The organism is Bacillus sp. OV166 (assembly GCF_900177675.1).
Taxonomy (GTDB): Bacteria; Bacillota; Bacilli; order Bacillales; family Cytobacillaceae; genus Neobacillus.
This window is the reverse complement of sequence record NZ_FXWM01000001.1, coordinates 2468853-2495077: the sequence shown is the minus strand read 5'-3', so window position 1 is coordinate 2495077 and position 26225 is coordinate 2468853. Positions and strand designations below refer to the sequence as shown.

25 protein-coding genes and 1 pseudogene are annotated in these 26225 nt (G+C 37.7%); 5 read left to right on the top strand and 21 right to left on the bottom strand.

Going from position 1 to position 26225, the window contains the following annotated elements; translation table 11 throughout:
* Positions 1-47: 47 nt before the first annotated feature.
* A complete protein-coding gene (locus tag CCK98_RS11885; protein ID WP_088086775.1) occupies positions 48-1652 on the top strand; it encodes an MDR family MFS transporter in 1605 nt (534 codons plus the stop codon).
* Between the two features lie 43 nt (positions 1653-1695).
* On the opposite strand, the gene splB is transcribed toward CCK98_RS11885, so the two are convergent.
* Positions 1696-2724: a spore photoproduct lyase gene (splB, locus tag CCK98_RS11880; RefSeq protein ID WP_088086774.1), complete on the bottom strand. Its 1029-nt coding sequence runs from the start codon at positions 2722-2724 to the stop codon at positions 1696-1698.
* Positions 2717-2965: a transcriptional regulator SplA domain-containing protein gene (locus tag CCK98_RS11875; protein ID WP_088090378.1), complete on the bottom strand. Its 249-nt coding sequence runs from the start codon at positions 2963-2965 to the stop codon at positions 2717-2719. The genes splB and CCK98_RS11875 overlap by 8 nt, the downstream gene beginning before the upstream one ends.
* A gap of 198 nt (positions 2966-3163) precedes the next feature.
* On the opposite strand from CCK98_RS11875, the gene CCK98_RS11870 reads away from it, so the two are divergent.
* Positions 3164-3499: a hypothetical protein gene (locus CCK98_RS11870; protein ID WP_088086773.1), complete on the top strand. Its 336-nt coding sequence runs from the start codon at positions 3164-3166 to the stop codon at positions 3497-3499.
* Between the two features lie 38 nt (positions 3500-3537).
* On the opposite strand, the gene brnQ is transcribed toward CCK98_RS11870, so the two are convergent.
* From brnQ to CCK98_RS11835, 7 genes are all read right to left on the bottom strand, one after another.
* Positions 3538-4866 carry a branched-chain amino acid transport system II carrier protein gene (brnQ, locus tag CCK98_RS11865; protein ID WP_088086772.1) on the bottom strand — a complete coding sequence of 443 codons (1329 nt, stop codon included), beginning with the start codon at positions 4864-4866 and terminating at the stop codon, positions 3538-3540.
* Between the two features lie 147 nt (positions 4867-5013).
* The gene (eis, locus tag CCK98_RS11860; protein ID WP_088086771.1) at positions 5014-6225 is read right to left on the bottom strand and encodes an enhanced intracellular survival protein Eis; all 1212 of its coding nucleotides are present in this window, start codon (positions 6223-6225) and stop codon (positions 5014-5016) included.
* A 266-nt stretch (positions 6226-6491) separates the two neighbouring features.
* Entirely contained in the window at positions 6492-7262 is a 771-nt protein-coding gene (locus CCK98_RS36800) for a L,D-transpeptidase family protein (RefSeq protein ID WP_088086770.1), read from the bottom strand.
* Positions 7263-7789: 527 nt separating this feature from the next.
* A complete protein-coding gene (locus CCK98_RS11850) occupies positions 7790-8089 on the bottom strand; it encodes a Ger(x)C family spore germination C-terminal domain-containing protein (RefSeq protein ID WP_256942547.1) in 300 nt (99 codons plus the stop codon).
* A gap of 713 nt (positions 8090-8802) precedes the next feature.
* A complete protein-coding gene (locus CCK98_RS11845) occupies positions 8803-9201 on the bottom strand; it encodes a DoxX family protein (protein ID WP_088086768.1) in 399 nt (132 codons plus the stop codon).
* Between the two features lie 54 nt (positions 9202-9255).
* Complete coding sequence (locus CCK98_RS11840; protein WP_088086767.1) at positions 9256-11127, bottom strand: DHA2 family efflux MFS transporter permease subunit; 1872 nt, start codon at positions 11125-11127, stop codon at positions 9256-9258.
* 8 nt (positions 11128-11135) lie between these two features.
* Entirely contained in the window at positions 11136-11789 is a 654-nt protein-coding gene (locus tag CCK98_RS11835) for an HlyD family secretion protein (RefSeq protein ID WP_088086766.1), read from the bottom strand.
* A 321-nt stretch (positions 11790-12110) separates the two neighbouring features.
* Here CCK98_RS11835 and CCK98_RS11830 point away from each other — a divergent pair, with 321 nt between their 5' ends.
* Entirely contained in the window at positions 12111-13016 is a 906-nt protein-coding gene (locus tag CCK98_RS11830; protein ID WP_088086765.1) for a TetR/AcrR family transcriptional regulator, read from the top strand.
* A 662-nt stretch (positions 13017-13678) separates the two neighbouring features.
* Here the strand turns inward: CCK98_RS11830 and CCK98_RS11825 are convergent.
* On the bottom strand, positions 13679-14560 hold the full coding sequence (locus CCK98_RS11825; RefSeq protein ID WP_088086764.1) for a LysR family transcriptional regulator: 882 nt from the start codon (positions 14558-14560) through the stop codon (positions 13679-13681).
* A gap of 206 nt (positions 14561-14766) precedes the next feature.
* On the opposite strand from CCK98_RS11825, the gene CCK98_RS11820 reads away from it, so the two are divergent.
* Both CCK98_RS11820 and CCK98_RS11815 read left to right on the top strand, forming a co-directional pair.
* Entirely contained in the window at positions 14767-15387 is a 621-nt protein-coding gene (locus CCK98_RS11820) for a chromate transporter (protein WP_088090377.1), read from the top strand.
* A gap of 18 nt (positions 15388-15405) precedes the next feature.
* Positions 15406-15948 (top strand): chromate transporter, encoded by a 543-nt coding sequence (locus CCK98_RS11815; protein ID WP_088086763.1) that lies wholly within the window; start codon positions 15406-15408, stop codon positions 15946-15948.
* A gap of 219 nt (positions 15949-16167) precedes the next feature.
* Here CCK98_RS11815 and CCK98_RS11810 read toward each other — a convergent pair.
* From CCK98_RS11810 to CCK98_RS11760, 11 genes and pseudogenes are all read right to left on the bottom strand, one after another.
* Positions 16168-16364: pseudogene (locus CCK98_RS11810) on the bottom strand (tryptophan 2,3-dioxygenase family protein); the annotation flags it as partial.
* 375 nt (positions 16365-16739) lie between these two features.
* Positions 16740-17588 carry a tryptophan 2,3-dioxygenase gene (gene kynA / locus CCK98_RS11805; RefSeq protein WP_088086762.1) on the bottom strand — a complete coding sequence of 283 codons (849 nt, stop codon included), beginning with the start codon at positions 17586-17588 and terminating at the stop codon, positions 16740-16742.
* 56 nt (positions 17589-17644) lie between these two features.
* The gene (locus tag CCK98_RS11800; RefSeq protein ID WP_088086761.1) at positions 17645-19072 is read right to left on the bottom strand and encodes an amino acid permease; all 1428 of its coding nucleotides are present in this window, start codon (positions 19070-19072) and stop codon (positions 17645-17647) included.
* Between the two features lie 24 nt (positions 19073-19096).
* A complete protein-coding gene (gene kynU / locus CCK98_RS11795; protein WP_088086760.1) occupies positions 19097-20368 on the bottom strand; it encodes a kynureninase in 1272 nt (423 codons plus the stop codon).
* A 50-nt stretch (positions 20369-20418) separates the two neighbouring features.
* Positions 20419-21210: a 2-keto-4-pentenoate hydratase gene (locus CCK98_RS11790; protein ID WP_088086759.1), complete on the bottom strand. Its 792-nt coding sequence runs from the start codon at positions 21208-21210 to the stop codon at positions 20419-20421.
* 46 nt (positions 21211-21256) lie between these two features.
* Positions 21257-22036 carry a 2-keto-4-pentenoate hydratase gene (locus CCK98_RS11785; RefSeq protein WP_088086758.1) on the bottom strand — a complete coding sequence of 260 codons (780 nt, stop codon included), beginning with the start codon at positions 22034-22036 and terminating at the stop codon, positions 21257-21259.
* A 71-nt stretch (positions 22037-22107) separates the two neighbouring features.
* Complete coding sequence (locus CCK98_RS11780) at positions 22108-23574, bottom strand: aldehyde dehydrogenase (protein WP_373408491.1); 1467 nt, start codon at positions 23572-23574, stop codon at positions 22108-22110.
* On the bottom strand, positions 23567-24040 hold the full coding sequence (locus CCK98_RS11775) for a RidA family protein (protein ID WP_179196016.1): 474 nt from the start codon (positions 24038-24040) through the stop codon (positions 23567-23569). The genes CCK98_RS11780 and CCK98_RS11775 overlap by 8 nt, the downstream gene beginning before the upstream one ends.
* 22 nt (positions 24041-24062) lie before the next feature.
* The gene (locus tag CCK98_RS11770) at positions 24063-25073 is read right to left on the bottom strand and encodes an amidohydrolase family protein (protein WP_088086755.1); all 1011 of its coding nucleotides are present in this window, start codon (positions 25071-25073) and stop codon (positions 24063-24065) included.
* A complete protein-coding gene (locus CCK98_RS11765) occupies positions 25058-25597 on the bottom strand; it encodes a 3-hydroxyanthranilate 3,4-dioxygenase (RefSeq protein ID WP_088086754.1) in 540 nt (179 codons plus the stop codon). The genes CCK98_RS11770 and CCK98_RS11765 overlap by 16 nt, the downstream gene beginning before the upstream one ends.
* Positions 25598-25632: 35 nt before the next feature.
* Entirely contained in the window at positions 25633-26199 is a 567-nt protein-coding gene (locus CCK98_RS11760) for an NADPH-dependent FMN reductase (protein WP_088086753.1), read from the bottom strand.
* Between the last annotated feature and the right edge of the window lie 26 nt (positions 26200-26225).

Here is a 26225-nt window from a genome sequence, read left to right as displayed (position 1 = left end):
TTTTATGACGGTACTTTATTAATAACATCCAGATAGGAGAAAACGATATGGAGATAGTAGAAAAACAGATAAACACAAAATTAATCATTACCGGCTTAATTATCGGTATGTTTTTCAGTGCTTTAGAACAAACCATCGTAGGAACAGCCATGCCTACGATTATTTCAGAATTAAATGGGTTTACCATTTTTGCATGGGTTACTACTGCCTATATGATCACATCGACAACGGTTGTCCCGATCGTTGGGAAACTATCTGACTTGTATGGTAGAAGGTTCCTCTATTTAATCGGAACGATTATCTTTATTATTGGTTCAGGTTTGTGTGCAACTGCAACATCTATGGAACAACTAGTCATCTATAGAGGTCTTCAGGGTATCGGCGGCGGGATGATTATGCCCCTTTCTCAGACAATCATTGGGGACATCTTTACGGCTGAACAACGGGCTAAATGGCAAGGGATTTTTGGTGGGCTGTTTGGGTTAAGTTCAGTTATCGGTCCTTTCTTAGGCGGACTTATTGTTGATAGCATTAGCTGGCACTGGATTTTCCTGATTAACGTTCCCTTTGGACTTCTTTCCGCTATCTTAATCTTTATGGGATTCAAACACGAAACAGTTGCAAGTAAAGGCAAAGTGAATATTGATTATTTAGGGATTATCACATTAATTCCTGCCATTGTCCTATTATTGCTAGGTTTGACATTCGGCGGGGATAAATTTGAATGGGCATCAGCCACATCTTTCCTTATTTTCGGTGGTTCCATTGTGCTGCTTATCATTTTCGGTTTCATCGAACGAAAAGCAGTAGAGCCAATTTTGGATCTTTCATTTTTTAAAAATCGAACATTTGCAACGATGAATGCTTTAGGATTTTTACTTGGGCTTGGTATGTTTGGGGCCATTATGTTCGTACCTATGTACATGCAAGGTATTCTTGGCGTTTCACCAACCCAGGCTGGTTCTACTATGACTCCAATGATGATTGCTATGATTGCTGCAAGTATAATTGGCGGACAACTATTACTAAGATTTAGCTTTCGCTCTGTACTAACAGCAGGTATGCTGCTTGGTGCTTTAGGATTCTTTTTAATGAGTACAATGGGCATCGATTCAAACGAATACACTGCTTATGCATATATGGTTGTTCTTGGTTTAGGAATGGGCTTAGTTATGCCTACATTAATGATTGCGATTCAAAATGAATTTCCAAAATCCCAACTAGGAACTGTTACATCAGCTTCCACCTTCTTTCGCTCCATAGGTGGAACAATTGGGATTACCGTTTTAAATTCAATCATGAATCACACACTTAAAGGAGAAATGGTTACTGCAGCTAATGATGCTGAAAATCCAATTGCACACCAAGCCTTAACAGCTCTATCAGAAAAAACGGATTCATTATTTAGTTTACTGCTCAATCCGAGTCTTTTAAAAATGCCTGAAGATATACAAAATAGCGTGATTCATGCCATTCAAATTGCCTGGTCCGATTCTTTTTCTACGGTTTTCTTGACAGGGCTCATCTTTATCGCAGTCGGGGTTTTTGTGGCTCTTGCTGTTGGCAAAGGTCGTATAAAACGAGATAGCGAACTTAATGAGAGCGGCGAACAACAAGTGACATCGTTTAATCGAGATGCAACTGAATCATAAGATGAAGAAGATGTAGAGGGATTCAAATTGAATCCCTCTTTTTCTATGTGAAATATTCTATTTTTGCTTGCGGAAAATAGGTGTTAATATATCTGCCAAGAGTATCTTTTATATCTTCTTGCTCTTCATTCGTATAAACGAATTTACCAATCCCGTAGCGCCCCCATTTCCATTTACGTTTGGTCTCATCTAATTCAAGTTTTGTCATCGGGTAATTTTTTTGAATCACACGCTTAGCTGGTTTTGTAAAACGATGCTGAATCATTTCAAAGGTTAAATCCTGTTTAGCCGACTCCGGAAGTTCCGCCTCCAGTTTTTCTAACATTTCTTTATATCCTTCCTTCCATCCCTCATGCAGATATATCGGGGCAATAATGAAACCTAAAGGAAACCCAGCGCATGCCACTTTACCTGCTGCCTCTATTCTATCGGGCAGTCTTGATGTTCCCGGTTCAAAGTTCTTGATAATATAATCGTCATTAACACTAAAGCGAAAACGAGTTTTTCCATTGTGTTTAGCATCAAGTAAATGGTCTACATGGGCAAATTTAGTTACAAAGCGGAGCATGCCATATTCAGACTGTCCGAAAAACTCTATCGCCTTTTTTAATGTATGGGTCAAATGGTCAACGCCTACGATATCGGATGTACAGGAGGCTTCAAACCTGGTTGGTTCAGGTGCACGTTCTTTCATGTAATTCTCTGCAGCCTCAAAAATATCTTCAAGATTGACATATGTACGAATATAAGGTTTACTGCCCATAGTTGTCTGTAAATAGCAATAATGGCAATGGCCCATACATCCTGTCACAAACGGGATGGCATATTCTGCAGATGGTTTGGAGGTATCAAACTTTAATGTTTTCCTTACCCCAATGACCAACGTGGATTTAGCGTTGCGGTATTTTTGAAAATCATTATCCCCAGGTAAATTTCTTATTTGATTGTGTGAAGTTGTTTCCCTTATTTCAATGCCCATATGTTCAAATTTGGCAATTAACTCTTTCCCAAGTGGATATTCCAGTGCACTTGGTTCAACGTAAACAAGTTGAGGAACAAAAGGCTTAACCATAATAATCCCCCATCTCTGCCATTCCAAACGCCTCCTGATAAGCAGATTCCGCCTCATTAGCCGACGAATAGACAGCAATTTCATCTGTTAAAGGGTAATAGGTTTCGTAGATAAAAAGTGCTAGTTGATCAGGGTTCTCAGGATTCTGCACAACTGCGGCTTCTTGGATATTGGCTACATCCTGTGCATGCGGGTTCCGAATAATTATATGAACGATTTGTCCTGGTTGGTATGATTCCATTTTTCCACCTAATCCTTTCATATCTAGGTTTTCTATTGATATTATTCTCCAGAGGAGATTTTTAAGTGGATCGAAATATTTCCATTTCCAACGTGGAACCTACTGCTTTAATGGAAGAACATTGATTGAAGAATAAATTTAGTATCTGAGGGAAATGTAATGATAGGTTTGTAAAATATCATCTAGGGGATGCTGCAAGTGGCAATTTTTGTGTATCAGACATTTGAGATCAAACAGGATAAATTTAAGGAAGGTATTGAAAATTTAAAGGAACTAAAAACATTCAGAAATGAGAATTATGATCAAAATGTCGAGATCTTAACACCCGTTTCAGGTGAGGATCATACATATGCACTACTTACCAAATATGAAGGCTTAGCTGAAATGGAATTACAAAACAAAAAAATGTTTGAGGATGAAGAATACTTAAAGCTTATTGGAGACTTTTTCCTACAAAATATTGTTCAAGGCAGTATGTATACGCAAATTTACCGCGCTCTAAGTGAGAAAAAAGCCGACAAAAAACACGGTTAGATTCAGCCGTGTTTTTTAATGTAAATTATTATCTTCTATTACCTCGAATGGTTTTTGTTTTCTGATGAGGTACCACTTAACGTCCCAATAAGATACCCCATTATTAAACCAATTAGAGCTGGGACTATCCACCCAAGTCCTTCCATGTAAAAAGGAAGAATATCAAGTAATCCACTCCATTTATTTGCAAGGAAAGTTTTATTAATCGTATCTATGATACTAAAAACGGCAACAAAGCTTACAACATAGATATAAATCTGCGGATATCTTTTAATAAAATCATCGATGAGGCCTAAAAAGATAATTACGATCGCCAACGGGTAGATCATCCCAAGTATCGGAACGGAAATCTGTAATATTTGCGTTAATCCTAAATTTGCAATGGCGGTACTCAGTACAGATAATATAATAACCCACTTCTTATAATCTATTTTTGGAATGGCATTTGCGAAAAATTGACTGCAGGAAGTAACTAAACCAATTGACACGCAGAAACATGCAATTGTAAAGACTAATCCTAAAATAAAGGTGCCGCTTTGACCAAATAAGTGAGTCATTACATTGGATAATATTTGTGCTCCATTTTCAGTTTGTCCTAAAGAGGAACTTGCCGCACCTAAATACCCTAATATCAGATAAATCACGGTTAGCAGTACTCCAGCACCTAATCCTGCGTACATCATGTATAAAGATCTTTTTTTGTTGTCGTGGACACCTTGAGCTTTTAATGTGTTTGATATCACGATACCAAAAGCTAAAGCAGCCAGTGCATCCATAGTTAAATAACCATCTAACACCCCTTGAAATACAGGGTTTGTCTCATAATTTCCCTTCGGTACTGCAAATGTACCTATTGGGTCAATTAAGCTCTTTATAAAAATTATCGTAATTAAAGCCAAAAGAATAGGAGTCAATAATTTCCCGAAAAGGTCAATAAGTTTCGACGGAAACATACACAACCATGCCACTAATCCAAAAAAGATGATGCTATAGACTAACAAAGAAACTGGGTTACCTACTAAATGTCCTGGCAAAAAAGGAGCTAACCCCATTTCAAACGCAAGACTCCCTGCACGAGGAATAGCTAGTCCAGGTCCGATAGCGATATAAATCAAAAATGGGAAAATGAAAGCAAAAAAAGGATGTACCCTTTGGTTTAGCTCGTTAAAGCTTCCTGCCTTTGCAACCGCTATAACGCCTAAAATAGGTAGTCCAACAGCTGAAACTATAAAACCAGCAAGAGCTGTCCAAAGATGGGTACCCGCTGATTGCCCTAGAAAAGGTGGAAATATAAGGTTACCTGCACCGAAAAACATTGAAAAAAGCATAAAACTAATAAAGACAATTTGTTTGGCAGAAAAATTCATTAAAAATCTCCTTTAAGATAAAAATATTATTCCATAATAATAAACTATATTTGCCCTTTGTTGGTATATTTATTTTTAACAACTAATTAATAAAAATCCTCTTCCTTATTTTTTTGAAAGAGGAAATTAACTGTTTCTTTATCTAATTCAAAAATAATCTGAGAAATATGGAGTCTGTCGTTCAATTAAATTCTCCAATATTTCCACGGTTTGGTCATTGCTGCTTAATCTACCGATAGCTGCCAAATAGGATGGTCGTTTGTACCCGAATAACATTGTCGTCAGTGTTTGGATATCAACAGCCACTAGAGGCTGATCCTCACTTTGAGTCAGTTCTCCCTGACCTGCGGCGGAAACATGGAGTGTGAATAATCCCTGGTTCCACTCAAGTAGTGGATCATTAAGCAAGATTGTCAGGTTTATATCTATGCCTGGTGCTCTAAACGGGTATTGATTTATAAACTGTTTAACATCCACAATTCTTGCCATAAAATAGGGTGCGATTGTTTCTTTAATATCCCCGTCTTCCAGCCAAAATGCCAATGGTTCATCCGTATAGATGGCCCCTAAAACCTTTGAAACCATAGAAAAATGGGCACTGATGAAATTCCAAAGTCCAATCCGCGCCTCTTCATTCATATAGACCATTTCTTTAATATGAAGCACATCATGTGAAATCCAGTACAATAGATACCCTTGGGGCTGGTGGGAACTATCATAATATACAGCTGCTGTTAAATCCTCCAAATCCCATCTCCAATATTCCTCCCAGGCCAAATTATTTCGAATCATAGCGGCATGGCGTTTACTAGAAAAGAGTTTGTAAACCGTTTTAATATCAGGATGATCTGTAGTTAGCCGATCAACATAGCCTGACACTTTTTTTACCCTCGGCAATTGATAGTCTTTTATTTCAAAGGTCATCTTATCGGAAATAATCTCCCAACCTCTTTTCCGGTAAAAAGGTAATGAATATGGATATAAATAGGTAATCGATTGTTTTCTTTCTTTCATATCTGCGAGCGCTTGCCAAATCAACTTATTCATTAATCCCAAATTTGCGTATTCCGGATAGGTGCCTACACCTGTCAAGCCTCCCATTTCAAATGTTCGTCCAAAAATATTTACTTGAAAGGGATAGACAGCTACTTGGGAAATCAATTTTTCACCATCAAACCAACCCAACACATCTGCCTGTTCCAAAACAGGCAGTTTTGCTAATGCTATTTCACGTTCCTCCCACCCTACCGTTTGCAGGTCTTTTTTGGTTACTTGGAACACATAACGCAATAACTCGTTGAACTGACGCCAATGCTTTGGTTCCACTTTCTCCATCTTGAGCCTGTCCAATCGACTCATACCATTACCTCCAAAAATTTAAAATCTTACTCTATGTAAAGGTTTTTATATTAAATTTGTGTAATTTTCTTCTTTTTCATGCGTTTATTTTTGGTAATAATAAAGTGTTTTTGTTTTTATTGTCTATACAAAAAAAAGTTGCTCATCAATTGGAGCAACTAGTTTATATTTATTATTTAGGCTCTGTTAAACTGGGCTGTTGATTTCCGCTCCAGGCGCTTCAATCAACTCGGCTATAAAATCAACAGTGACCTTTAACACAGCCATTATTTAATTCCGAGTGCTTTTTTCGTGGCTGGCCCCACAACCCCATCAATTGTTAATTTACGTGCCTTTTGAAATTTGCGGACCGCAGTATCTGTGTTTGCTCCAAAGACACCATCCACACCTTTCGTACTGTATCCAAGTGAGGTCAGCTTGCGCTGAAGCTCTTGGACGGCAGGACCCCGACTGCCTTTTTTAAGGATTTCTCCAGTGGAACTAACAGGAACAGATGGTGCACTAGACCCGCCATTAACTTTATACCCATTGGCTGTTGCAATCGCATTGAAAGACTTCCCTGAAGATGTGATGATTACTGGAGTACCTGTTGGCACCTGATTAAAAAGCCATTCTACTTCATTATCATACATCCGGATACAGCCGCTGCTAACGTATCCACCAATGGAACTTGGGTTGTTGTTTCCATGAATCCCGTAGGTCGTTCCCCATGTTCCACGGGCATTCAGACCGAGCCAGCGGTTACCAAGCGGATTACGAGGGTCACCACCTGGTATATGTCCCTTATAGTACGGCCTGTTCTTGATCTTATTAACAATCTTAAACTTGCCTTCTGGTGTATACGATCTTTGTCTCCCGGTTCCTACTTTAAACTGTTTTTTAAACTGACCGTTTTCAAAGTAAGCAAGCCGGTTTGTTGTCTTGTTAATGATAATAAGTTTTCCTCCAGAAGCCGCTGAACCTGTCGGGACACCCACAAACAAACTAGACAATATAAAAAAAGCAAATACAAAAAGAAGCAACCACTTTTTTGGCAATTGAACCCCTCCTATACAACATAAATACTCATCCGTGTATCCTATGTCGGAGGGGCTTGTCTACATTACAATTTTATTTAAGATATAACAATATGGGTGTAAAGTAGGTAAACTACCTCTTCGGTTTCAATATCCTTTATGGATATATAGTAATTTATCATCAAATAATAAGGTAAAGAGGAAAGTAGGTGTACTCATTAAAAGGATATTCATTTTCTTTCTTATTTTTTCCCTCGTGATAGCCCTTGCTATTTTAATGGATTTGCTTCAGGGCCTCGGTGCCTATCCAAGGGGTGGAGGCCAGTTATGCTAACCTGATGGGTGAGTGTCCTTTTGTTTTTTGTCTATGAACTTCTTTCGTATTATAGCGATGAGTAGAAGGAGCATCGGAATGATCGTCATCAAAAATGGTAAATAAAAAGGTAAAATGGTTCCTAAAAAATGGCTTAGTTCTTGCCCGCTGGAAGAGGACCAAATACTAAATAGAGTCACAAGAACACCAAGTTTTGAAAACTTGTTTTATTGTTTCAACGTTTGTAGTTTTCACTTTGTTCTATATGAATCATTACTTTTATATTTTTTATAGAATGAAAGTCAAATGCTTTTATCGTATTTACATCCCATTTTTTTTGATAGTATCTATAAGATTTTTCACTTATATTTAATAAATCTGTTCCTAGTCCTTCACCTTTCTTCACTGTATCTAAAATATCTTTTTGTATTTTTTTATTTAAATCTTTTTCAATATTATTTATGCTTCTTTGTCCTTCATTTTGAACCATTAGAGCATTTGCTTTCACAACTATGCTGTACGAGGGTTTGTTTATAATGAATTAAAAAGGATGATTAAAATAGGAAATATTATTTTTCCATCATCATAAAGTAGGAATCTTCTCAAGGGTTCGCCATTAACAAACCCTACGTACCCAATAAACTGTTTTCCAACAAGTTTCTATGTTTATCAAAATGATTCATGCTGAACAATCTTTTGACTAATTTTTTATTAATTCGATAGGCGGATTTGTGAACTCTTATTTATAATCCATCAACCTTCTATATCGAGTTATACAGCCCCCGATCAAACTCTACTTCACGGTATCTAACCGTTCGATTAGTATCCTTGATATGGATCGAATAAAAGAACTTAGAGACTCAGGTGCGATAAACATATCAAACTTGGAAATTTTAATGTTAACAATTTAAGTATTCCTTTATGATTTTCAAATGATTTACTAGATAGAGAAAGAAGCATGCTCCAGTATGGATTCATGCTTCTTTCTAAAATAAATAGGTTGTTAAGGTGCTCATGCAATCCCCTCAAACACGGCATAAATGATTTATCTGTGTTTCTTAGTGAACTAAACAAATTTCACCGCTTGTAGTTGTCACTTTGTTCTACATGAGACGAATGAAGAACGATTGATGGCAACTACAAGGGGTATATTATACAGTATTGAAAATGCAGATGTAATGAATAAAACGAAGAAGGCCGTCACATTTAAGGAAGAAGGATTTGAAAATAAATTCATTAATTTGTGCCTTATGGCTTATAAAATAATACGTAATCCCCAGGTCCAATTAGGGCCACCCCAAGGACAACAGCAATCAAAATGAAGTTGTATTCATAGCCTCCTTCATTAAGCCAAAAGCCATTTTTGAGATGGACGGTAAAAATCGCGTCAATCATAACGATAATGATTAGTATTGCCCCAAGCCATGTCAGCAAGCCAGCCGAAAAAAGGAGACCGCCAATTAGTTCGAATAATCCTGCTAAAATCGCCCAAGTTATTCCACCCGTCTTGATTCCGATCGACCCTAACCATTGACCGAACTTGACTGGACCCGGTCCACCAAACCAGCCAAATAACTTTTGGGCTCCATGTCCTACAAACGTAAGACCAACAGCCAATCGAATAATGAAAAGACCTATATCTGCCATTTTTTTATCCTACTTTCAAATAGAAATTAAATTAGTAGACCTTGATTTACACTACTATTCTTTAACTCGTGACCGTTTAATAAAGAATGATAGAATCAAAGCTACAAATGCAATTCCAGTTGCAACCATAAAGGTATCATTAATTCCATCAATTGTAGCTTGTTGCATGGTCTGACCATAAATCAAAAAGGTGGCAAGCTGCCTTCCCGCATCAGCCGGCATGTGTGTTAAAGCCCCCAAACCCTGGCCAAGATGTGCAAAATTACTAGCTATAAAAGGATTGGAGGTTGTGATGACACTACCATAATCACCTGCGTGCATCCCTTGCCTTGTCGTCATGACAGTAACAAGAAACGCCGTCCCAATACTTCCTGCCACCTGCCTTGCCGTATTTGAGGCAGCCGTTCCATGCGCCCCCAATTGTCGAGGTAATTGGTTAAGACCTTCTGTCATGACTGTCATCATGATGAAGGACATACCAAACATCCGCATCACATTTAGAAAAAGAATATGGCTATAGCTTGTAGTCATACTAAGACTGGTAAATCCCCATGAAGTAATTACCGTAATTGTTAAGCCGATTACCGCAAGCCATTTTGAACCGATTTTATCAAAAAGAGCACCGGCAATTGGTGACATAATTCCCATCACGATTGCACCTGGAAGCATCAATAAACCGGATTGTAATGCCGTAAAGCCGCGAATATTTTGCAAATAAATCGGGAGCAAGATCATTGCACCAAACATAGCCATATTAACAAACATACTTATTTTAGTCGTCAGCGAGAAAATATCATATTTAAAGACCCGTAAATCAAGCATTGGTTTCTCGGCAGTCAGTTCACGCCAGACAAAGGCGATAAATGAAATGGTACCTATGATTAATGTTGATACTACGATAGTACTGGTCCAGCCATTATTCCCTGCTTCACTAAAACCATATAACAAGAACCCGAAACCTAATGTCGAAAATAAAAATCCTGGGAAATCAAATTTAGGATTCGTTACCTTGGTTACGTCTTTCATCCACATGAAGCTAAGAATTAAATCAAGGACTCCGATTGGAATGACAATGTCAAACAATAATCTCCATGAATAATGTCCAATGAGCCACCCGGATAATGTAGGACCAATTGCAGGAGCAAATATCATAACTACACCCATAATTCCCATTGCCTTTCCACGTTTTTCTGGAGGAAACAATGCGAAAAAAACAGTCATTAACAGGGGCATAATAATACCAGCACCACACGCTTGGATGATCCTTCCAATCATCAGCATACTAAAGTTGGCTGATAAGGAACAAACTAACGACCCTAAGGTGAATAGAAAAATAGCCGCAATCATTAGCTTCCTTGTTCCAAACTTTTCAATAAGATAAGCTGATATAGGAATAGCGATCCCATTCACTAACATATAACCGGTTGAGAGCCATTGAACGGTACTTGCAGAAATACCTAAATCATTCATAATATGTGGGATGGCCACATTAAGTAAGGTTTGATTTAGAATGGCAACAAAAGCACCGATCAGCAGAGCCGCAAGTAATTTCCCTGTTCCTGCATCGTTTTTTGCGTCTTTAACTTGTTGTATTGGCTGGTTCATTTTTTCTTTCTGCTGAACCTCAATTTCTACGTTTTTCAATGCTGATTCAGAAATAGCTGAATCTTCCAGCGTTTTTTCCAATTGATCTGATAAATCTTGTTGATCATTCTTCTGGACTTTTGTATCACTCTGTTCCGTTCGAGTACTACTTTCCTTAAACTCTTCAACCTTAAAATCAGCTTTACCAATATTCTCCCTAACCTCTTGCCTCATCATTTTCGTTTGATCGTAGTTGGGTTTTTTTTGTTTCATCATCCTAAAATTGATGAAAAGCAATAACAACAGGGCTAGTGCAACATAAACCGTGATATATATTGACATATTATCACCTACTTCTGAATTCGCACGGTTACGTTCATGCCGGGAACAATTGCAACACCTTTATTATCATCTATCGTTACTTTAACTGGAACGACTTGAGTAACTTTTGAGTAATTACCTGTCGTATTTGAACTTGGTAATAGAGAAAATGTTCCCGCTGTCGCTAAGCCGATTTGTTGGACTTTCCCTTTTAACGTGCTATTTGGAAAAGCATCCACATAGATATCGACATCTTGACCTACAGCAATTTCGTCGATGTCCGTTTCGTCAATATTTGCAGTAACCCATAATTTAGTTAGATCATATACTTGTGCCAGCGGCGTTCCTGCAGCAACAAAGGAATTTTGCACGGCATTATTTTGGACAATCGTTCCATCTGTTGGAAGGGTAACTTTCATATTTTCAGGTGTTCCATCTTTCCCTGTTGTTGTGATTGTTCCTATAGTAGAATCCTTCGTAAAACGGTCACCAACATTGCCCTTCCAATCAGTTAATTTCCCAGATGCAGGAGCAGCTATGGTTACTTGTTGGCCAGCAATTTGTGCATTATCTGTCGTTAAATAGTTGGCAGTTCGATTGTAATAGGCATACCCCCCTACACCTGCTCCGACTAATACAAGTAACATAATAATGTTCAATAAAAGTAAACGTTTCGTGCTCATTAACCTTACTCCTCCTCTAATGCGCTTTGATAAAACCCATTTTTGCGAATGTATTAGTTCATCCATTCATACCTCATAGCTCTAAATAAGAATTTGCCATTTGTTGGTTACGTTCTTTTCTCTGACATGTACATTATTCTCCTTTTTCATAAAATTTGTACTTAAAGTATATTTTTGTACTTTAATTATAGAACCTATCTTACCATTTTCAGAATACTCAAGCAACAAATAAATGAACCATTAGTACAAAAGTATACTAATGGTTCATTGTGGTATAATAAAAATAGAGAAAAAGTCAGACTTGACATAAGGGGAAAAAGGATGAATAAGAAAAAAAGGAATGTTATAGACAAAGCACATGAACTTTTTATTGAAAAGGGTTATCACGCTACATCCATTCAAGATATCTTGAATCATAGCGGAATTTCAAAGGGGTCCTTTTATAATTATTTTATTTCTAAAGGGGAATTGTTTAAAGCGGTTTATAATCTTATACTAGATAACATGAAAATGGAGAGAGATAAATTACTCATTGGGGAAGACATTACAGACAAGGACATTTTCATTGAACAGGTCCATTTTATGATAGAACATAACAGAAAAAATAAATTAAATCAGCTCATTGAGGATGTCCTCGTATCTAATGAACCAGAGCTGATTAAATTTATAAAGCAAGGGAGATATTTATATTTAAAATGGATATATGGACGTTTTTTAAATATTTTCCCAAACAACCAAGCAAAATACATGGTCGATTGTGCCGTTCTTTATTCAGGAATGATGGAACATATTTTGAATACAAGTAATGTATTGCACAGAACGATACCATTACGGCAAATTGCTGCTTACTGTTTGGAGCGTGTTATGACGATTCTGGATGATATAAGTAGAAAGGACATCCAATTATTCGTACCAGAGGATATAAATCAACTACTTCAAAAATCAGATTACCATGATTTTTTTAATAATGAATTTTCCATGGCCACATTGAATGTAAAAAAAGTAATTGAAAAGAAATTTGAAGCGGAAAATCCTAAAAGTGCCACGTATATAAATTTGTTATATTTTATACAAGAAGAACTGATGAATAATAAAGAAGATCCTAGAGAATTTTTAATTGAAAGTGCATTAACTACATTGAAAACAGTAAGTGAAATAAATAACACAAATGAATTTAACAGGTACGAGCAAATGTTAGCAAAAATGAATTTTTACCCAATTGTATAGAAAATTCACAGAAAGAGCATTTTTTGAAGATTTTGTTTCAAAACATGCTTTTTAAATTAGGCTCTTTTCGAATAGTTGTTTTTCGTAGTTTCTTTTCCGTTAATTCAGCTGTAAATAAATGCTTGCCAACTCCTAAAAAGATTTTAAACGAAATCTAGGATAGTCTAAAAGGAAGAAACGTTTTCTCTTCCTTTTTGATTATTTAAAAAAGAACGACACTCAAATGAGTATCGTTCTATCCGCATGTACTATAATAAAAAGTAAATATTTTAAATTAATATTTGAAAGCCTTCGTAATTATTTCCCATTGTTCCTCATCCGTTAGTTCTCGGTAATCTACTTTTACATTATAAAATAAATTCCTACAAGATTTAATCAGACAATTTTCAACTTTACCCATATCAAGTTCTCCTCTCCCAGTACAAAATTAAGCAACACTAAAAATTCATCTGAATGTGCTAGTTGTCCTTGAAAGTCTTTTGATATTCTAGGATTGATATAAACCAGATAGGCCACGTTTGCTATCTGCCTATTAACATTATATTTGTAAACGCTTACACATTCAACAAAAAATTTATAAAATTCAGATAAATTAATTGTGTTAAGAAAACTTTCATCCTGTAAAGGAAGAGTTTTCTCAATTATAAATTTTCTTATCTTATTTATGAATGGATAAAATCAACAAAATTTGAAACTCCAATGCTTTGAAATCTCTGAGGTTTTTTGACCAGCCATAAATTTCTTTTTATTTCTATCCCTGTCATTTTTATTTCATATAAAAAGCCTTGTTCTAATTCTCTTGCCACGGTTAGCCTTGGTAGTATGCTAATTCCAAGTCCCGCCTCTACGGCACTTTTAATTGCTTGTGTACTGCCAATCTCCATATAGCTTTCCATTCGATCTAAAACTCCATAATCCCTTAACGCATTTTCTACGATTAGTCGTGTTCCTGAAATGGATTCACGCCAAATCATTCGTTCATTTGCCAATTCTTCTATATTGATTTCTGTTCTATTCCTCCACGGGTGATCGGCAGGATATACAAGAACCAATTCATCATCAGCAAATTTCTCTACAATAAAATTCTTATTTTCAACCATACCTTCTACCAACGCTAAATCGATTACATTATTTGCTAAATCCTCTAAGACACTTGGTGTATTTTTAATGGTTAATGTTACTTTTATTTCTGGTGCTTGTTTTTTAAAACTACCTAATAAGCTTGGTAATAAATACTCACCAATTGTCAAGGAAGCGCCTACCATGAGGCTCGCATTTGACTCGCCAGTTACTTGATTAATCACTTCTTTTGATCGGTCGAAGTCATTGACGATTGCTTTTGCAAAAGGATAGAGCATCCTTCCTGTTTCTGTTACTGTCAATTTCCCCTCTGATCGGTCGAACAACAACGTTCCATAATAATTCTCCAATTGATGAATCTGCCTGGTTACGGCAGGTTGTGACACATAACTTAATCGTGCCGCTTGGCTTATGCTGCCTTCATCCACTACCAAACAAAACATTTTCAAGTTTTCTATGTTCAATGAAATCAACTCCAATAATTGAAAAGCTCCGTATATATGATTGTAACATACAAATAAATGAGAAAATTTTTCTTAAGTATAATAATCTGTTATACCCCATGCATTTCTTGCAATTTACCTTTTCTATTTTACCTGATAACGTTATGTATAAGAACGAATACATGATAAAAATGCAGATAGAACTAACCAAGAAAGTTGGGAATGTGATGGAGAAAGACTGGAAAAAATTGCTTCAAATTTTTTGGACTTTTTTTAAAATAGGTCCTGTTACATTCGGTGGTGGATTTGCCATGATCCCTTTAATTGAAAAAGAAGTGGTAGATAAAAAAAATTGGTTAAAAAGTGAAGATGTTACAGATATATTTGCCTTAGCTCAATCAGTGCCAGGGGCTGTTGCCATTAACTCTGCAACATTTATTGGAAAAAGAATAGGCGGGATAAGAGGGGCAATTGCCGCCCTGCTAGGTGTTTCCTTGCCGACCTTTTTAATTGTCCTTACGCTAGGAATTTTGTACAGTTTATTCCAGAGTAATCCCAAAGTAGCAGCTGCCTTCCTTTCAATTCGAGCTTCTATAGTTGCCCTAATCGTATATGCGGCTATCAAAACTGGAAAAACAGCGATTGTTGACAAATCCACATTCGGGCTTTTTGTGGTAGGGATTCCTATTCTTTTCTTTATTCATCCTATATTTGCAATTCTAGCTGGTGCTTCAGCAGGTATTATTTTAACCAATATAAAAGAAAAATTGGGCTACAAAGTCCAATTTGACAAACAGAAAGAAACGGATGTATATGATATCGATTATTTTATGGGCTCAGGAATTTAAAATGAAGGGATAAAAACAATGATATTGTGGGCACTATTCAAAATGTTTTTTGTCGTTGGTTTAATTTCTTTTGGTGGAGGATACGCTATCATGCCGGTCATAGAGCTAGAGGTGATTAAGCATGGATGGATGACAACTCAAGAGTTTACAAACGTTATAGCCGTCGCAGGTATGTCACCTGGTCCAATTGCAACAAATTGTGCTATTCTTGTTGGGTATTCAACAGCTGGAATTACGGGTTCTATCATTTCTGCCTTAGGAATCTTGCTTCCATCTATCATTCTGGTTCTTATTGTAGCAACCTGTTTTCTTAAGTTAAATCATTATCCAATTGTAAAATCAATGTTTTATGGGTTAAGACCGATTGTCACTAGTTTAATTTTTTATGCAGCCGTTAGGTTTGCACTTTCAAATAACATTATAAGTCTCCATTTTACATGGCATATATTAAGCCTATTACTTGTCTTTGGATTGTCACTTGTAGCTCTTCTAAAATTCAACTGGCATCCCGCCTATATTATTGTACTTTCTGGATTAGTAGGGATTGCTCTCTATTCATAAATTGAGCATTTTTATTATTCTGGTTCTAATGCATACATTTTTTGTCTTTCTTTACTAACCCCCAAAAAAGCATCTGCAAACCTGCAGATACTTAAAAGAGCAACAACCCAATTGACTGTTGCTCCCATTCTTTACTTTATTTTAAACCTAAAAAAACAATGAAAAAAACCGCAATACCTATCAAGGTTTTGCAGCTTTTGTATCCCAACACTTTTCAATCTATAACTTCGTACTTAAACTCCAAAGCTCTGGGAAAAATTGTTGGTCAAGTACTCTTTTTAATAGGTCACTCCAGACGACCCACCTGTCACCAGTTTATGACCAATGATTCTTTCCACCGTACTCATATGATTAAAACGCCATAATTGCTATTGATTGCCAATATCGACTAACTTCTCTGCCAACTCGTATAGATCCAATTATTGATTTACATAGCGTTATACTTGTTTGCTATGCTTCTTCAACACTGGAAATCTGTGTTTGAGTAAAAAACTATAAAACTTCTAATCACGACCCAGCAACTTTTTTTCAGTAATGCCCCTTAGCTGAACCATAATTTTTTTCATGAAAAAGATATAACAAATTTTTAAATTTACCCATTAAATACATTTGGACAATCTTGTTGACTTGGTTGATAAAAACAATGGTTTTTAAAACCTCCAACTAAACCTTGAGAATACCATTGCGGTGGGCAGGGTCCTGCCTCCCCTGGAGGGTTAAAATAAACGTATGAAAAGACCACAAACCTTATAACTAGGTTTGCGGCCTTTTGTATCCCAACACTATTCAAACTAAAGCTTCGTTCTTAAACTCCAAAGCTCTGGGAAAAATTGTTGGTCTAGTACTCTTTTTAAATAGGTCACACCAGACGACCCACCTGTCCCCTGCTTATGACCAATGATTCTTTCCACCGTACTCATGTGATTAAAACGCCATAATTGCTGTTGATTGCCAATATCAACTAACTTCTCCGCTAACTCGTATAAATCCCAGTATTGATCAACATTTCGATAGACGGTTAGCCATGCTTCTTCGACGCTTGCATTCGGCTCATAGTTTTTAGACAAATCCCGATGGCGAACCTCATGATCAACAGGTAATCCGCGTGCAACGAGTGCCTGTATCGCGGCATCATAAATACTTGGTTGATGCAGGGCCGCTTGCATTTTTTCGTATAGCTCGGTTTGATGTTGATAGACTGCTAAGGTATGGACATTTTTGTTTCCTAAGGCAAATTCAATCAAACGGTTCTGGTAAGACTGGAACCCTGACGATTGACCCAATTTATCCCGAAACTCCAAGTATTCAGCAGGTGTCAAAGTAGAAAGAACACTCCAAGACTGAATTAATTGCTGTTGTATTCTTGAAACACGCGACAGTATTTTGAATGATGGCTCTAAATCGTTGTTTTGTATATACTTAATTGCCGCTGTCAATTCATGAATGATTAATTTCATCCATAATTCACTGGCTTGATGGATAACGATAAATAACATTTCATCATGGTGATCGGACTGCCGATGCTGACTGGATAAGATTTTATCAAGATGGAGATAATCCCCGTATGACATCGCTTTTTGAAAATCTGTTTGAATCTCTTTCTCAAGCCCAGGGTTTGTGTTTTTTTCTTGTGAATTCATTCTATTAGACCTCCATCATTCTATTGTAGTTAAGTTATTTATGAGTATTTAACACGTTAATTTACCTTTTTGTTAAGAACTGCATCTGACTCGTTCTTTTCAGGATTGTTTCTTCTTTTATTAAAAATAAAGTAGGCAGCAGATAAAAACAGTAACCAAGGAATACCGAATTGAAGCATGATTTTAAAACCTGTAAACCATGTGGTGATCATTAAACTCAGTAGAAGTACCGCTCCTAAAATCGTCAAATATGGAAAACCAAGCATTTTAACTGGCAATTTCCGGCCGCCTGCCTTCTCCCACTTTTTTCGGAAAAACAAATGAGAAACAAACACCATAAACCACGTGAATATCGCACCAAACATGGAAATCCCCATCATAAATGCGTAAGACGATTCTGGTAATAATGCATTTACGGCTGCCGCAAGAAAAATACCGAGTGTAGATATAGCAAGAGCGCTTAAAGGTACCCCTTGTTTGCTTAATTTACCTAAAAAGGCTGGTGCATAATTTCCTCGTGATAGTGAAAACATCATCCGAGTTGAAGCATATAACTGACTGTTCATTGCTGACAGGGCAGCGGTTAAAATAATAAAATTCATTATTCCACTTGCACCTGGGATATTTAAGAGTTCCATAACCTTTACGAAAGGACTTTCTTCCACTCCTGCTGATTTCCAAGGAACAATCATTAGCATGATGCCAAGAGTAATAATATAAAATGTTGATAAACGGAAGACAGTTGCTTTCAGTGCTTTAGGTACCGCTACATCAGGATCCTTCGCTTCCCCAGCTGTTACTGCAATCAATTCTGTTCCTAGAAAGCTAAATAAAGATATAAAGATAGCCACCCACATTCCCCACCAGCCGAACGGTAGGAAGCCTCCAGCATTGACAAAGTTCTCAGGTCCCATTTCTGGCTTAGCCGAGCCTCCAAAGAAAACGTAAGCCCCAAGAAGAATAAACCCAACGATTGCACTGATTTTGATCATCGAGAACCAATACTCAAATGTGGCAAAAGTATTAACACTTGTTGCATTTACATAAATCAATACAGCCGCGAACAATAAGATCCAAACAAACCCAGGTACATCAGGAAACCAGAACTTCATATATACCGCAATTGCACTTACCTCTACCCCAACAGCAAGTACGTTTGCAATCCAATAGGAATAGCGGACAAGATAACCAGCGAACGGGCTAATATATTTCTCAGAAATAGTACCAAACGACCCTGATGTTGGATGGGCAACAGTCATTTCTGATAAACATCCCATTAAAAGTAAGACAATGAAAGCACCAATGGCATAACTGATTAATACACTAGGACCAGCTGTACTAATGGCAAGTCCACTACCTAGGAAAAGGCCCGTTCCAATCGCACATCCCATGGCTATCATTGTCAGTTGATTTGTTTTTAATTCACGCTTCAACCCATTTTCTGAACCATTTCCATTATTTAAATGAGTTTTATTGTTCGCCATATAATTCCTCCTCGTTCCATTAGGTTAAGCAACAACTTCTCGTTCATTCTTAAACTTTTCATATTGCTTTTCAGTCATAATTTTCTTAAGAATTTGGACCACTTCCCAAACCTCTGTATACGAGGTATAAAGTGCAACTGGCGCAAGACGTATGATGTTTGGAGCACGGAAATCAGGTATGACACCATTTTCTTTCAACGCTTTGCAAATACGTGCAGCTTCTTCATGCTCTAAACTTACATGACCACCCCTACGGATATCGTCGCTAGGATTTCCAATCGTGAATCCGAAGTCATGCAGCTCTTGGTTAATTAAATCCATTAAATATTGATTGATATTTAATGACTTGGCGCGAATATTTTCAATTCCTGCTTCTGCAAAAATCTCCAACGCACCAAGTAAAGGGGCGAGACTAAGCACATGTGGTGTTCCAATCTGATAGGCTCCTGCTGAATCAGCCGGTGTTAAAGCGTGCTCCATATCAAATTGTTTCTCTTTTTTCGAACCAAACCAGCCAGCAAGACCAGGGGCTGTTCCAAAATGTTTAGAATTCACATATAAACCTCCAACACTACCTGGACCACCATTTAAATGTTTATAATTGCACCAATAGGCAAAATCTACACCCCATTCACTAAACGAATGCGGAATTGCTCCGATCGAATGACATCCATCAAAACCGATTAATATCCCTCTTCTGTTCGCTTCAGCTGTCAGAAGCTTCATATCCAAGATTTGGCCGCTTCGATAGAGTACTGTTGGCAAAATGATAATCGCAATTTCATCAGTCATCGCTTCGATAATATCTTCTTCCTCTAAAAAGCGACCATCCCGACTTTTTACACGAATAAGATGTGTATCGGGATCAAATCCATGAATACGCAGCTGACTTTGAAGTGCATAAATATCTGATGGAAAGGTTAATTCGTCAGCCAAAATTTTAGTCCTTGTCCCTTCTGGCTTATAAAAAGTAGCAACTAACTGATGCAAATTGACAGTTGTGGAACCTGTTACAATCACTTCATTTGCTGAACCACCTACTAGAGGAGCCATCATCTCTCCTAATTTTTCCGATAAAAAGAACCAAGGGTGGTTCCCATTCGTCCAACCGTCAATTCCATGCTCTTTCCAATCATTTAAGGACTCCAACAGCGTCCGTTCTGCTCTTTTCGAAAGCAGCCCCAATGAATTCCCGTCCATATAAATGGAATTCGGCTTTATGTAAAATTCTTCTCGAAATCTGTTAAGTATATCTTCTTGATCCAATTGTTTTGCATACTCTAAAGTGTAAAGCATCGTATTCCTCCTCGAATCTTGTGTCATTTTAGTTAGGGCGTGAAGGGAAGCTATGATTTGCAGGAGAATGAGACACTGCCTAGATCTGCAAATTGTGCCAAAATCGTATCACCGGGTTGAAAGCTAATTGCCTCCGTTATCGCACCGCTAAGAACGATTTCACCTTTCTTTAATCCCCTTCCTGTTTCTCCGAGCTTGTTTACAGCCCATGCAACAGCAGCAGCTGGATCTCCTAATACGGCAGCACTGGTCCCAGTTGTCGCAACCTCTGAATTCTTAGACATGTATACGCCAATTTCTTTCAGGTTTAGAGCATCCGGCGATACCCATTTGTTCCCTACTATAAATTTGGAGGAAGAACAGTTATCCGCAACGACGTCTACGAGAGTAAACTTGAAGTCTAAGTAACGGCTATCAATAATTTCGATCGCTGGTGCTACATATTTCGTCACCTTTAAAATATCTTCGGCTGTAACATTAATTCCTTGGATGTCTTCATTAATCAAGAAAGCAATTTCCGGCTCTGCTTTGGGATGAATTAAACTGCTAAATTGGACTGGTTCCCATTCCGGTACAAGCATATCATTCATTAAATAACCGTAGATTGCTTCATGGACACCCATCATCTCTTGCTTTGCCTTACTTGTTAAACCGAGTTTCACTCCAATTCGGCGAAGCCCCTCCTGTTCTTTTTGCTCAATTAATTTTTGTTGTATTTCATAAGCATGCTTAAATGTTAAATCAGGGTAACTAGTGGTGATTTTTTCGACTTCCCGCTTTTCCTTTTCTGCAGCTAATAGGTAGTCTACGATTTCTTGTTCTGTTCCCTGCAATATTGTCATAATGGAACCTCCACTTTTAATAATTTTTATTCGAGAAAAAACTTACTTACTTAAATGTTACAGATACATTACCTAATGGGCCAAAATTTGCTAGTATCGTGTCGCCTTCTTTTACTGCAATCGCACCAGAAAGTGCTCCGGGAAGAATTAACTCACCTGCTTTTAGTGTAATCCCAAATTCATGTAATTTATTGGCTAACCATGCGACGGCTTGGGCGGGGTGTCCTAGAGCGGCCGTTCCAGATCCTGTGGCCACAAGCTCATCATTTTTATAAAGGACCATTCCTTGGGTTCGCAAATCCAAGCCTTCAATCGTGCTCAGCTTTTTCCCAACTACTACTCTCGCTGACGAGCCATTATCTGCCACTGTATCAATCAATTTGATTTTCCATTCAGAAATACGGCTGTCAATAATCTCGATGGTAGGTACTACATATTTGGTAGCCATTAACACATCTAGATAATTCACATTTGGACCAACTAAGTCTTGTTCTAAAATAAAACCAATTTCCGCTTCAACCTTCGGACTGATAAATTCAGCAATTTTCACTGTTGATTCATCAGTTATTTTCATATCATCTAATAGGTGGCCATAATCAGGTTCATCGACTCCAAGCATTTGCTGCATTGCTTTACTTGTAAGCCCAACCTTTTTCCCGATCACTTCATTTCCTGCTTTTAACTTTTTACCGATTACTTCTAGTTGGATTTGATAGGCATCGCTTACAGACAATTCGGAAAAGCGCTCCGTCAGCGGTGCGACAGAATATTGATGATTTTCTGCGTCGATTAATTCATTTGCAATCTTTTCTACTAATACTCCCATTTTTTCCTACACCTTCCTTTTCTATATTAATAGATAAAAAGTGGCCATTCAGCCACCTTTTACTTTTAATATTATAATTTCATTGTAATCGTCTTAGCCTCTGTGTAGAATTCAAAACTATGACGTCCACCTTCTCGGCCGATACCACTTGCCTTGGATCCTCCAAATGGAGTTCTTAAATCACGATAATACCAGCAATTGATCCAGAATAACCCTGAATCGATTTGAGAAGCGACACGATGAGCTCGTCTTAAATCATTTGACCAAACGACTCCTGCCAAACCATAAATCGAATCGTTGGCAATTTGAATGGCTTCCTCTTCCGTTTTAAATGGAATGACGACTAATACCGGTCCAAAGATTTCTTCCTGTGCGACTCTCATTTTGTTATTTACATCATAGAGCACGGTGGGTTCGTAAAAGTTTCCTTGTGACAATCCTGCCACACGCTTACCGCCTACAGCAAGTTTCGCACCTTCAGTAATTCCAATTTGCACATAGTTTTCAACCGTTTCTAGGTGACCTTTGGATATAAGCGCACCCATATCCGTAGTTTCATCCAATGGATCGCCCACTTTGATTTTCTTTGCTGCTGTAACAAATTTTTCGAGAAATTTATCGTAAACCGATTCTTGGACTAATAATCTAGAACCTGCTAAACAGATTTCCCCTTGATTTCTAAAAATTGCTTCAATCGAGCCTGCCACTGCTTCATCTAAGTCAGCATCCTCAAATACGATATTAGCAGATTTTCCACCTAATTCTAATGATACTGGAATTAATTGTGATGCTGCATTTCTCATAACCGTTTTCCCAGTAGAGCTTTCCCCGACAAAGGAAATTCTGCGAACGTATGGATGAGTGGTCATTGCCGTTCCTACTGTTCCACCTGGACCTGTAAGTATATTCAACACGCCCGGCGGTAATCCTGCTTCGTTGGCAATTTCACCTAACATGACTGCACTTAGTGGTGTATAGGATGCTGGCTTAACAATCACTGTATTACCTGCGGCTAACGCAGCGGAAGCTTTCCATGTCATTTGCATGAATGGTAAATTCCAAGGAATGATTAAGCTTACTACACCTGCAGGAGCGTATTTGGTATAACTCATATGCTTGGATTGTTCGTAATGCTCGTGATTGATATATTTTGCCATTTCTGCAAAGAATCTTAAGTTTGATGCTGCGCGCGGGATATCAAAATCTCTGCTTTCTCTAATGGGCTTACCCACATCTAATGTTTCAATTAGCGCTAACTCCTCGACTCGTTCCATGACCAGATCCGCCATTCGGCACAAGATCTTTGCTCTTTCTTCTACTGGCATTTTACTCCAAATACCACTATCATAGGTACGCTTTGCCACTTGTATCGCTCTTTCTACATCTTGCTCACTTGCACTAGCGACAGCAGCTAATTTTTGATTGGTAGATGGATTAAGAGTGTCAAAGGTTTCTCCTGAAAGAGCGCTTACATATTCTCCATTAATAAACAGCTTGGCATCGTTAATTTGAAGTTTTTTTTCTAGGACGTTACTCACCAAGATCACCATCCTCAACTTCAACAATCATCTCAACCTCAACAGCGTTATTGTGTGGCAACTGGGACATCCCTACTGCTGATCTCGCATGCCTTCCTTTTTCACCAAACACTTCCACCAACAAATCGGAGGATCCATTCATTACTTTAGGATGGTCTTTAAAATCAGGAGAGCTGTTGACCATACCAAGAATTTTGACAATCCTTTTCACTTTGCTAAGGTCACCCAGTTCATTCTTGACCACTGCTAATAGATTAAGCATACATTGTCTTGCTGCTTGATAGCCTACTTCTATCGATACATCTTCACCAAGTTTTCCACGGTATTCATCTGTACCTTGTCCTGATGTGAAAATAAGATTCCCTGTCCGAACACAACTTACATAATTACCAGATGCGGGGCGGAGTGCTGGAAGCTTTAATCCAAGTTCCTCTAATCTCTCTTCTGGGGTGATTACCTTGTCTATCATCTTCTCATCTCATTTCCTATTAAATTAATAAATTAACCGGTATATTTAAAAATCTTAGTGCATTTTCACCTAACATGGCTCTTTTCTGTTCTTCGCTTAGTGTTAAGGTGTCATCAATAATCTTCCCTGGTGGAGTTTCCCGCAGTAAGAATGGGTAATCCGATCCCATAATGACTTGTTCAGCACCAAATTTTTCGACTAAGAATTTAATATTTACAGGGTTATTTACGATTGAATCATAGAAAAATTTCTTGGCATAAAAACTTGGAGGATGCTCCGTGAGCTGCAAATGCGGCCAAACATTCCAACCATGATCAAGTCTAGGGAGAATGTAAGGAAGTGACCCGCCTCCATGAGAAAAACAAATTTTAAGATTTGGAAATTTCTCGATGACACCTCCTAGGATCAGACTTGCTGCAGCTAAGGCTGTTTCACTTGGCATTCCAATCGTATACATTAAGTTATGGGAGGAAAAACGCTCTCCACCCAGTGTTTCCCATGGATGAACAAATATTGGAACATTCCATTTCTCACACATCGCAAAGAAATCAATTAATGATTCATCGTCTAAATTTTTGCCATTAATGTTTGTGCCAATCTCAATCCCTTTTAAGCCAAGTTGATGTATACAGCGGTCTAGTTCACGAATCGCTTCTTCGACATTTTGGAGCGGAACCGTCCCTAAACCAATAAACTTGGTGGGATGCTGGGCGACTGTTTCAGCGATGAAATCATTTTGAAATCTAACCAAAGCTACCGCTTCCTCTGTAGGTGCCCAATAGGAAAACGTTACAGGAATTGGCGATAAAACTTGTATATCTACATTTTCTACATTCATATCGTGAATCCTTTTTTCTGGACTCCAAACTTGGTCGGTCACTTCTCGAAAAACCTTCCCAGCTACCATTATATTAGCACCGCAAGAGCAAGTAGGCTGGAGGACTGGCCACTTGTCGTTTTGGTACTTTTTCGCAAAATCAGGGAAATTTTCAGGGATAATATGTGTATGAAAATCTACTCGCATTTCCATTCACTCGCTTCTTCGGGCATAATATGTCCGCAGTTCTTACAAGACCGGAGCTCTAAATTACTGTTAAATCCATGTATCGCTTCTTTTACCTGTACTTCAATATTTGTCAATTGGACGGTAACGCGGTGCATTTCATGATCACATTCATCACAGAACCAAACAAAATCCTCTAATTCACCTTCACCTCTGTCACGTTCAATGACGATCCCGATTGTATCAGCGACCCGATGAGGGGAGTGGGGAACATTTGGAGGGAGATGAAATACTTCTCCTTCTCTCACTGTAATTACTTCTCTTTTACCATCCGCATTAATAATTTCAACGTAGCAATCACCTTTTAATTGATAAAATATCTCTTCAGATGGATCCACATGAAAATCACGTCGTTTGTTTGGACCTCCGAGGACCATGAACATTAGTTCAGAATCCTTCCAAACTACTTTATTATTTACTGGCGGCTTAAGTAAATCCTTATTTTCTTCAATAAATCCCCAAAGGTTAATTGGTTTTAATGGGTTTGTCATAAAAATCTTCTCCTCTCAACTTTTAATACAAAAGCTTATCCATTTACTGTTGCAAATTTTTCCTCGGATGATTTTAATGCCTCCTGCATGAAGACCACTTCTTTTGCTAAAGCAGTAATTCTTGTTAGAACCTCAGAATCGATGATTTCATTTTCTTCATTAAAGTGATCGTTATTAACATAGACATAGCCTGGTGCCACAAAGGCTCGGAAAAATCCTGCAATCGGCTTCAATTGATTTTCGATCACAAGGTAATGCTGGTATGTACCACCTGTTGCAACAAAACCGATTACTTTGTTGCGAATCTCCTTAGGATTGATTAAATCAAACAAATTTTTGAGTGGGCCAGATAAAGATCCCTGGAATATCGGTGTTCCGATAATATAGAAGTCAGCAGAATTAACAATATCGAGAACTTTCTTCGTGTCACCTGTATAGTTTGAAGGATTTCGTCCATCACAGAACTGAACATCATACTCTCTTAAATCTAGCAGTTCTACTTCAATGTTAGGATGATGTTTCTTGACTTCCTCTAATACCTTTTGAACAACAATACTTGTCTTTGCTCCAATAATTGTGCCTGAAATTCCTAATAACTTCATAGAGTGAACCCCCTTCTAATGCTGAG

Excerpts from the sequence above, each read along its gene's own strand:
- splB (WP_088086774.1), bottom strand. The coding sequence starts at position 2,724 with ATGGTTAAGCCTTTTGTTCCTCAACTTGTTTACGTTGAACCAAGTGCA.
- brnQ (WP_088086772.1), bottom strand. The coding sequence starts at position 4,866 with ATGAATTTTTCTGCCAAACAAATTGTCTTTATTAGTTTTATGCTTTTT.
- CCK98_RS11790 (WP_088086759.1), bottom strand. The coding sequence starts at position 21,210 with ATGACAATATTGCAGGGAACAGAACAAGAAATCGTAGACTACCTATTA.
- CCK98_RS11765 (WP_088086754.1), bottom strand. The coding sequence starts at position 25,597 with ATGACAAACCCATTAAAACCAATTAACCTTTGGGGATTTATTGAAGAA.
- CCK98_RS11845 (WP_088086768.1), bottom strand. The coding sequence starts at position 9,201 with ATGGCAGATATAGGTCTTTTCATTATTCGATTGGCTGTTGGTCTTACG.
- CCK98_RS11875 (WP_088090378.1), bottom strand. The coding sequence starts at position 2,965 with ATGGAATCATACCAACCAGGACAAATCGTTCATATAATTATTCGGAAC.
- eis (WP_088086771.1), bottom strand. The coding sequence starts at position 6,225 with ATGAGTCGATTGGACAGGCTCAAGATGGAGAAAGTGGAACCAAAGCAT.
- CCK98_RS11830 (WP_088086765.1), top strand. The coding sequence starts at position 12,111 with ATGAATAAGAAAAAAAGGAATGTTATAGACAAAGCACATGAACTTTTT.
- CCK98_RS11800 (WP_088086761.1), bottom strand. The coding sequence starts at position 19,072 with ATGGCGAACAATAAAACTCATTTAAATAATGGAAATGGTTCAGAAAAT.
- CCK98_RS11770 (WP_088086755.1), bottom strand. The coding sequence starts at position 25,073 with ATGGAAATGCGAGTAGATTTTCATACACATATTATCCCTGAAAATTTC.
- CCK98_RS11785 (WP_088086758.1), bottom strand. The coding sequence starts at position 22,036 with ATGGGAGTATTAGTAGAAAAGATTGCAAATGAATTAATCGACGCAGAA.
- kynU (WP_088086760.1), bottom strand. The coding sequence starts at position 20,368 with ATGCTTTACACTTTAGAGTATGCAAAACAATTGGATCAAGAAGATATA.
- CCK98_RS11885 (WP_088086775.1), top strand. The coding sequence starts at position 48 with ATGGAGATAGTAGAAAAACAGATAAACACAAAATTAATCATTACCGGC.
- CCK98_RS11760 (WP_088086753.1), bottom strand. The coding sequence starts at position 26,199 with ATGAAGTTATTAGGAATTTCAGGCACAATTATTGGAGCAAAGACAAGT.
- kynA (WP_088086762.1), bottom strand. The coding sequence starts at position 17,588 with ATGAATTCACAAGAAAAAAACACAAACCCTGGGCTTGAGAAAGAGATT.
- CCK98_RS11815 (WP_088086763.1), top strand. The coding sequence starts at position 15,406 with ATGATATTGTGGGCACTATTCAAAATGTTTTTTGTCGTTGGTTTAATT.
- CCK98_RS11840 (WP_088086767.1), bottom strand. The coding sequence starts at position 11,127 with ATGTCAATATATATCACGGTTTATGTTGCACTAGCCCTGTTGTTATTG.
- CCK98_RS11820 (WP_088090377.1), top strand. The coding sequence starts at position 14,767 with ATGGAGAAAGACTGGAAAAAATTGCTTCAAATTTTTTGGACTTTTTTT.
- CCK98_RS11835 (WP_088086766.1), bottom strand. The coding sequence starts at position 11,789 with ATGAGCACGAAACGTTTACTTTTATTGAACATTATTATGTTACTTGTA.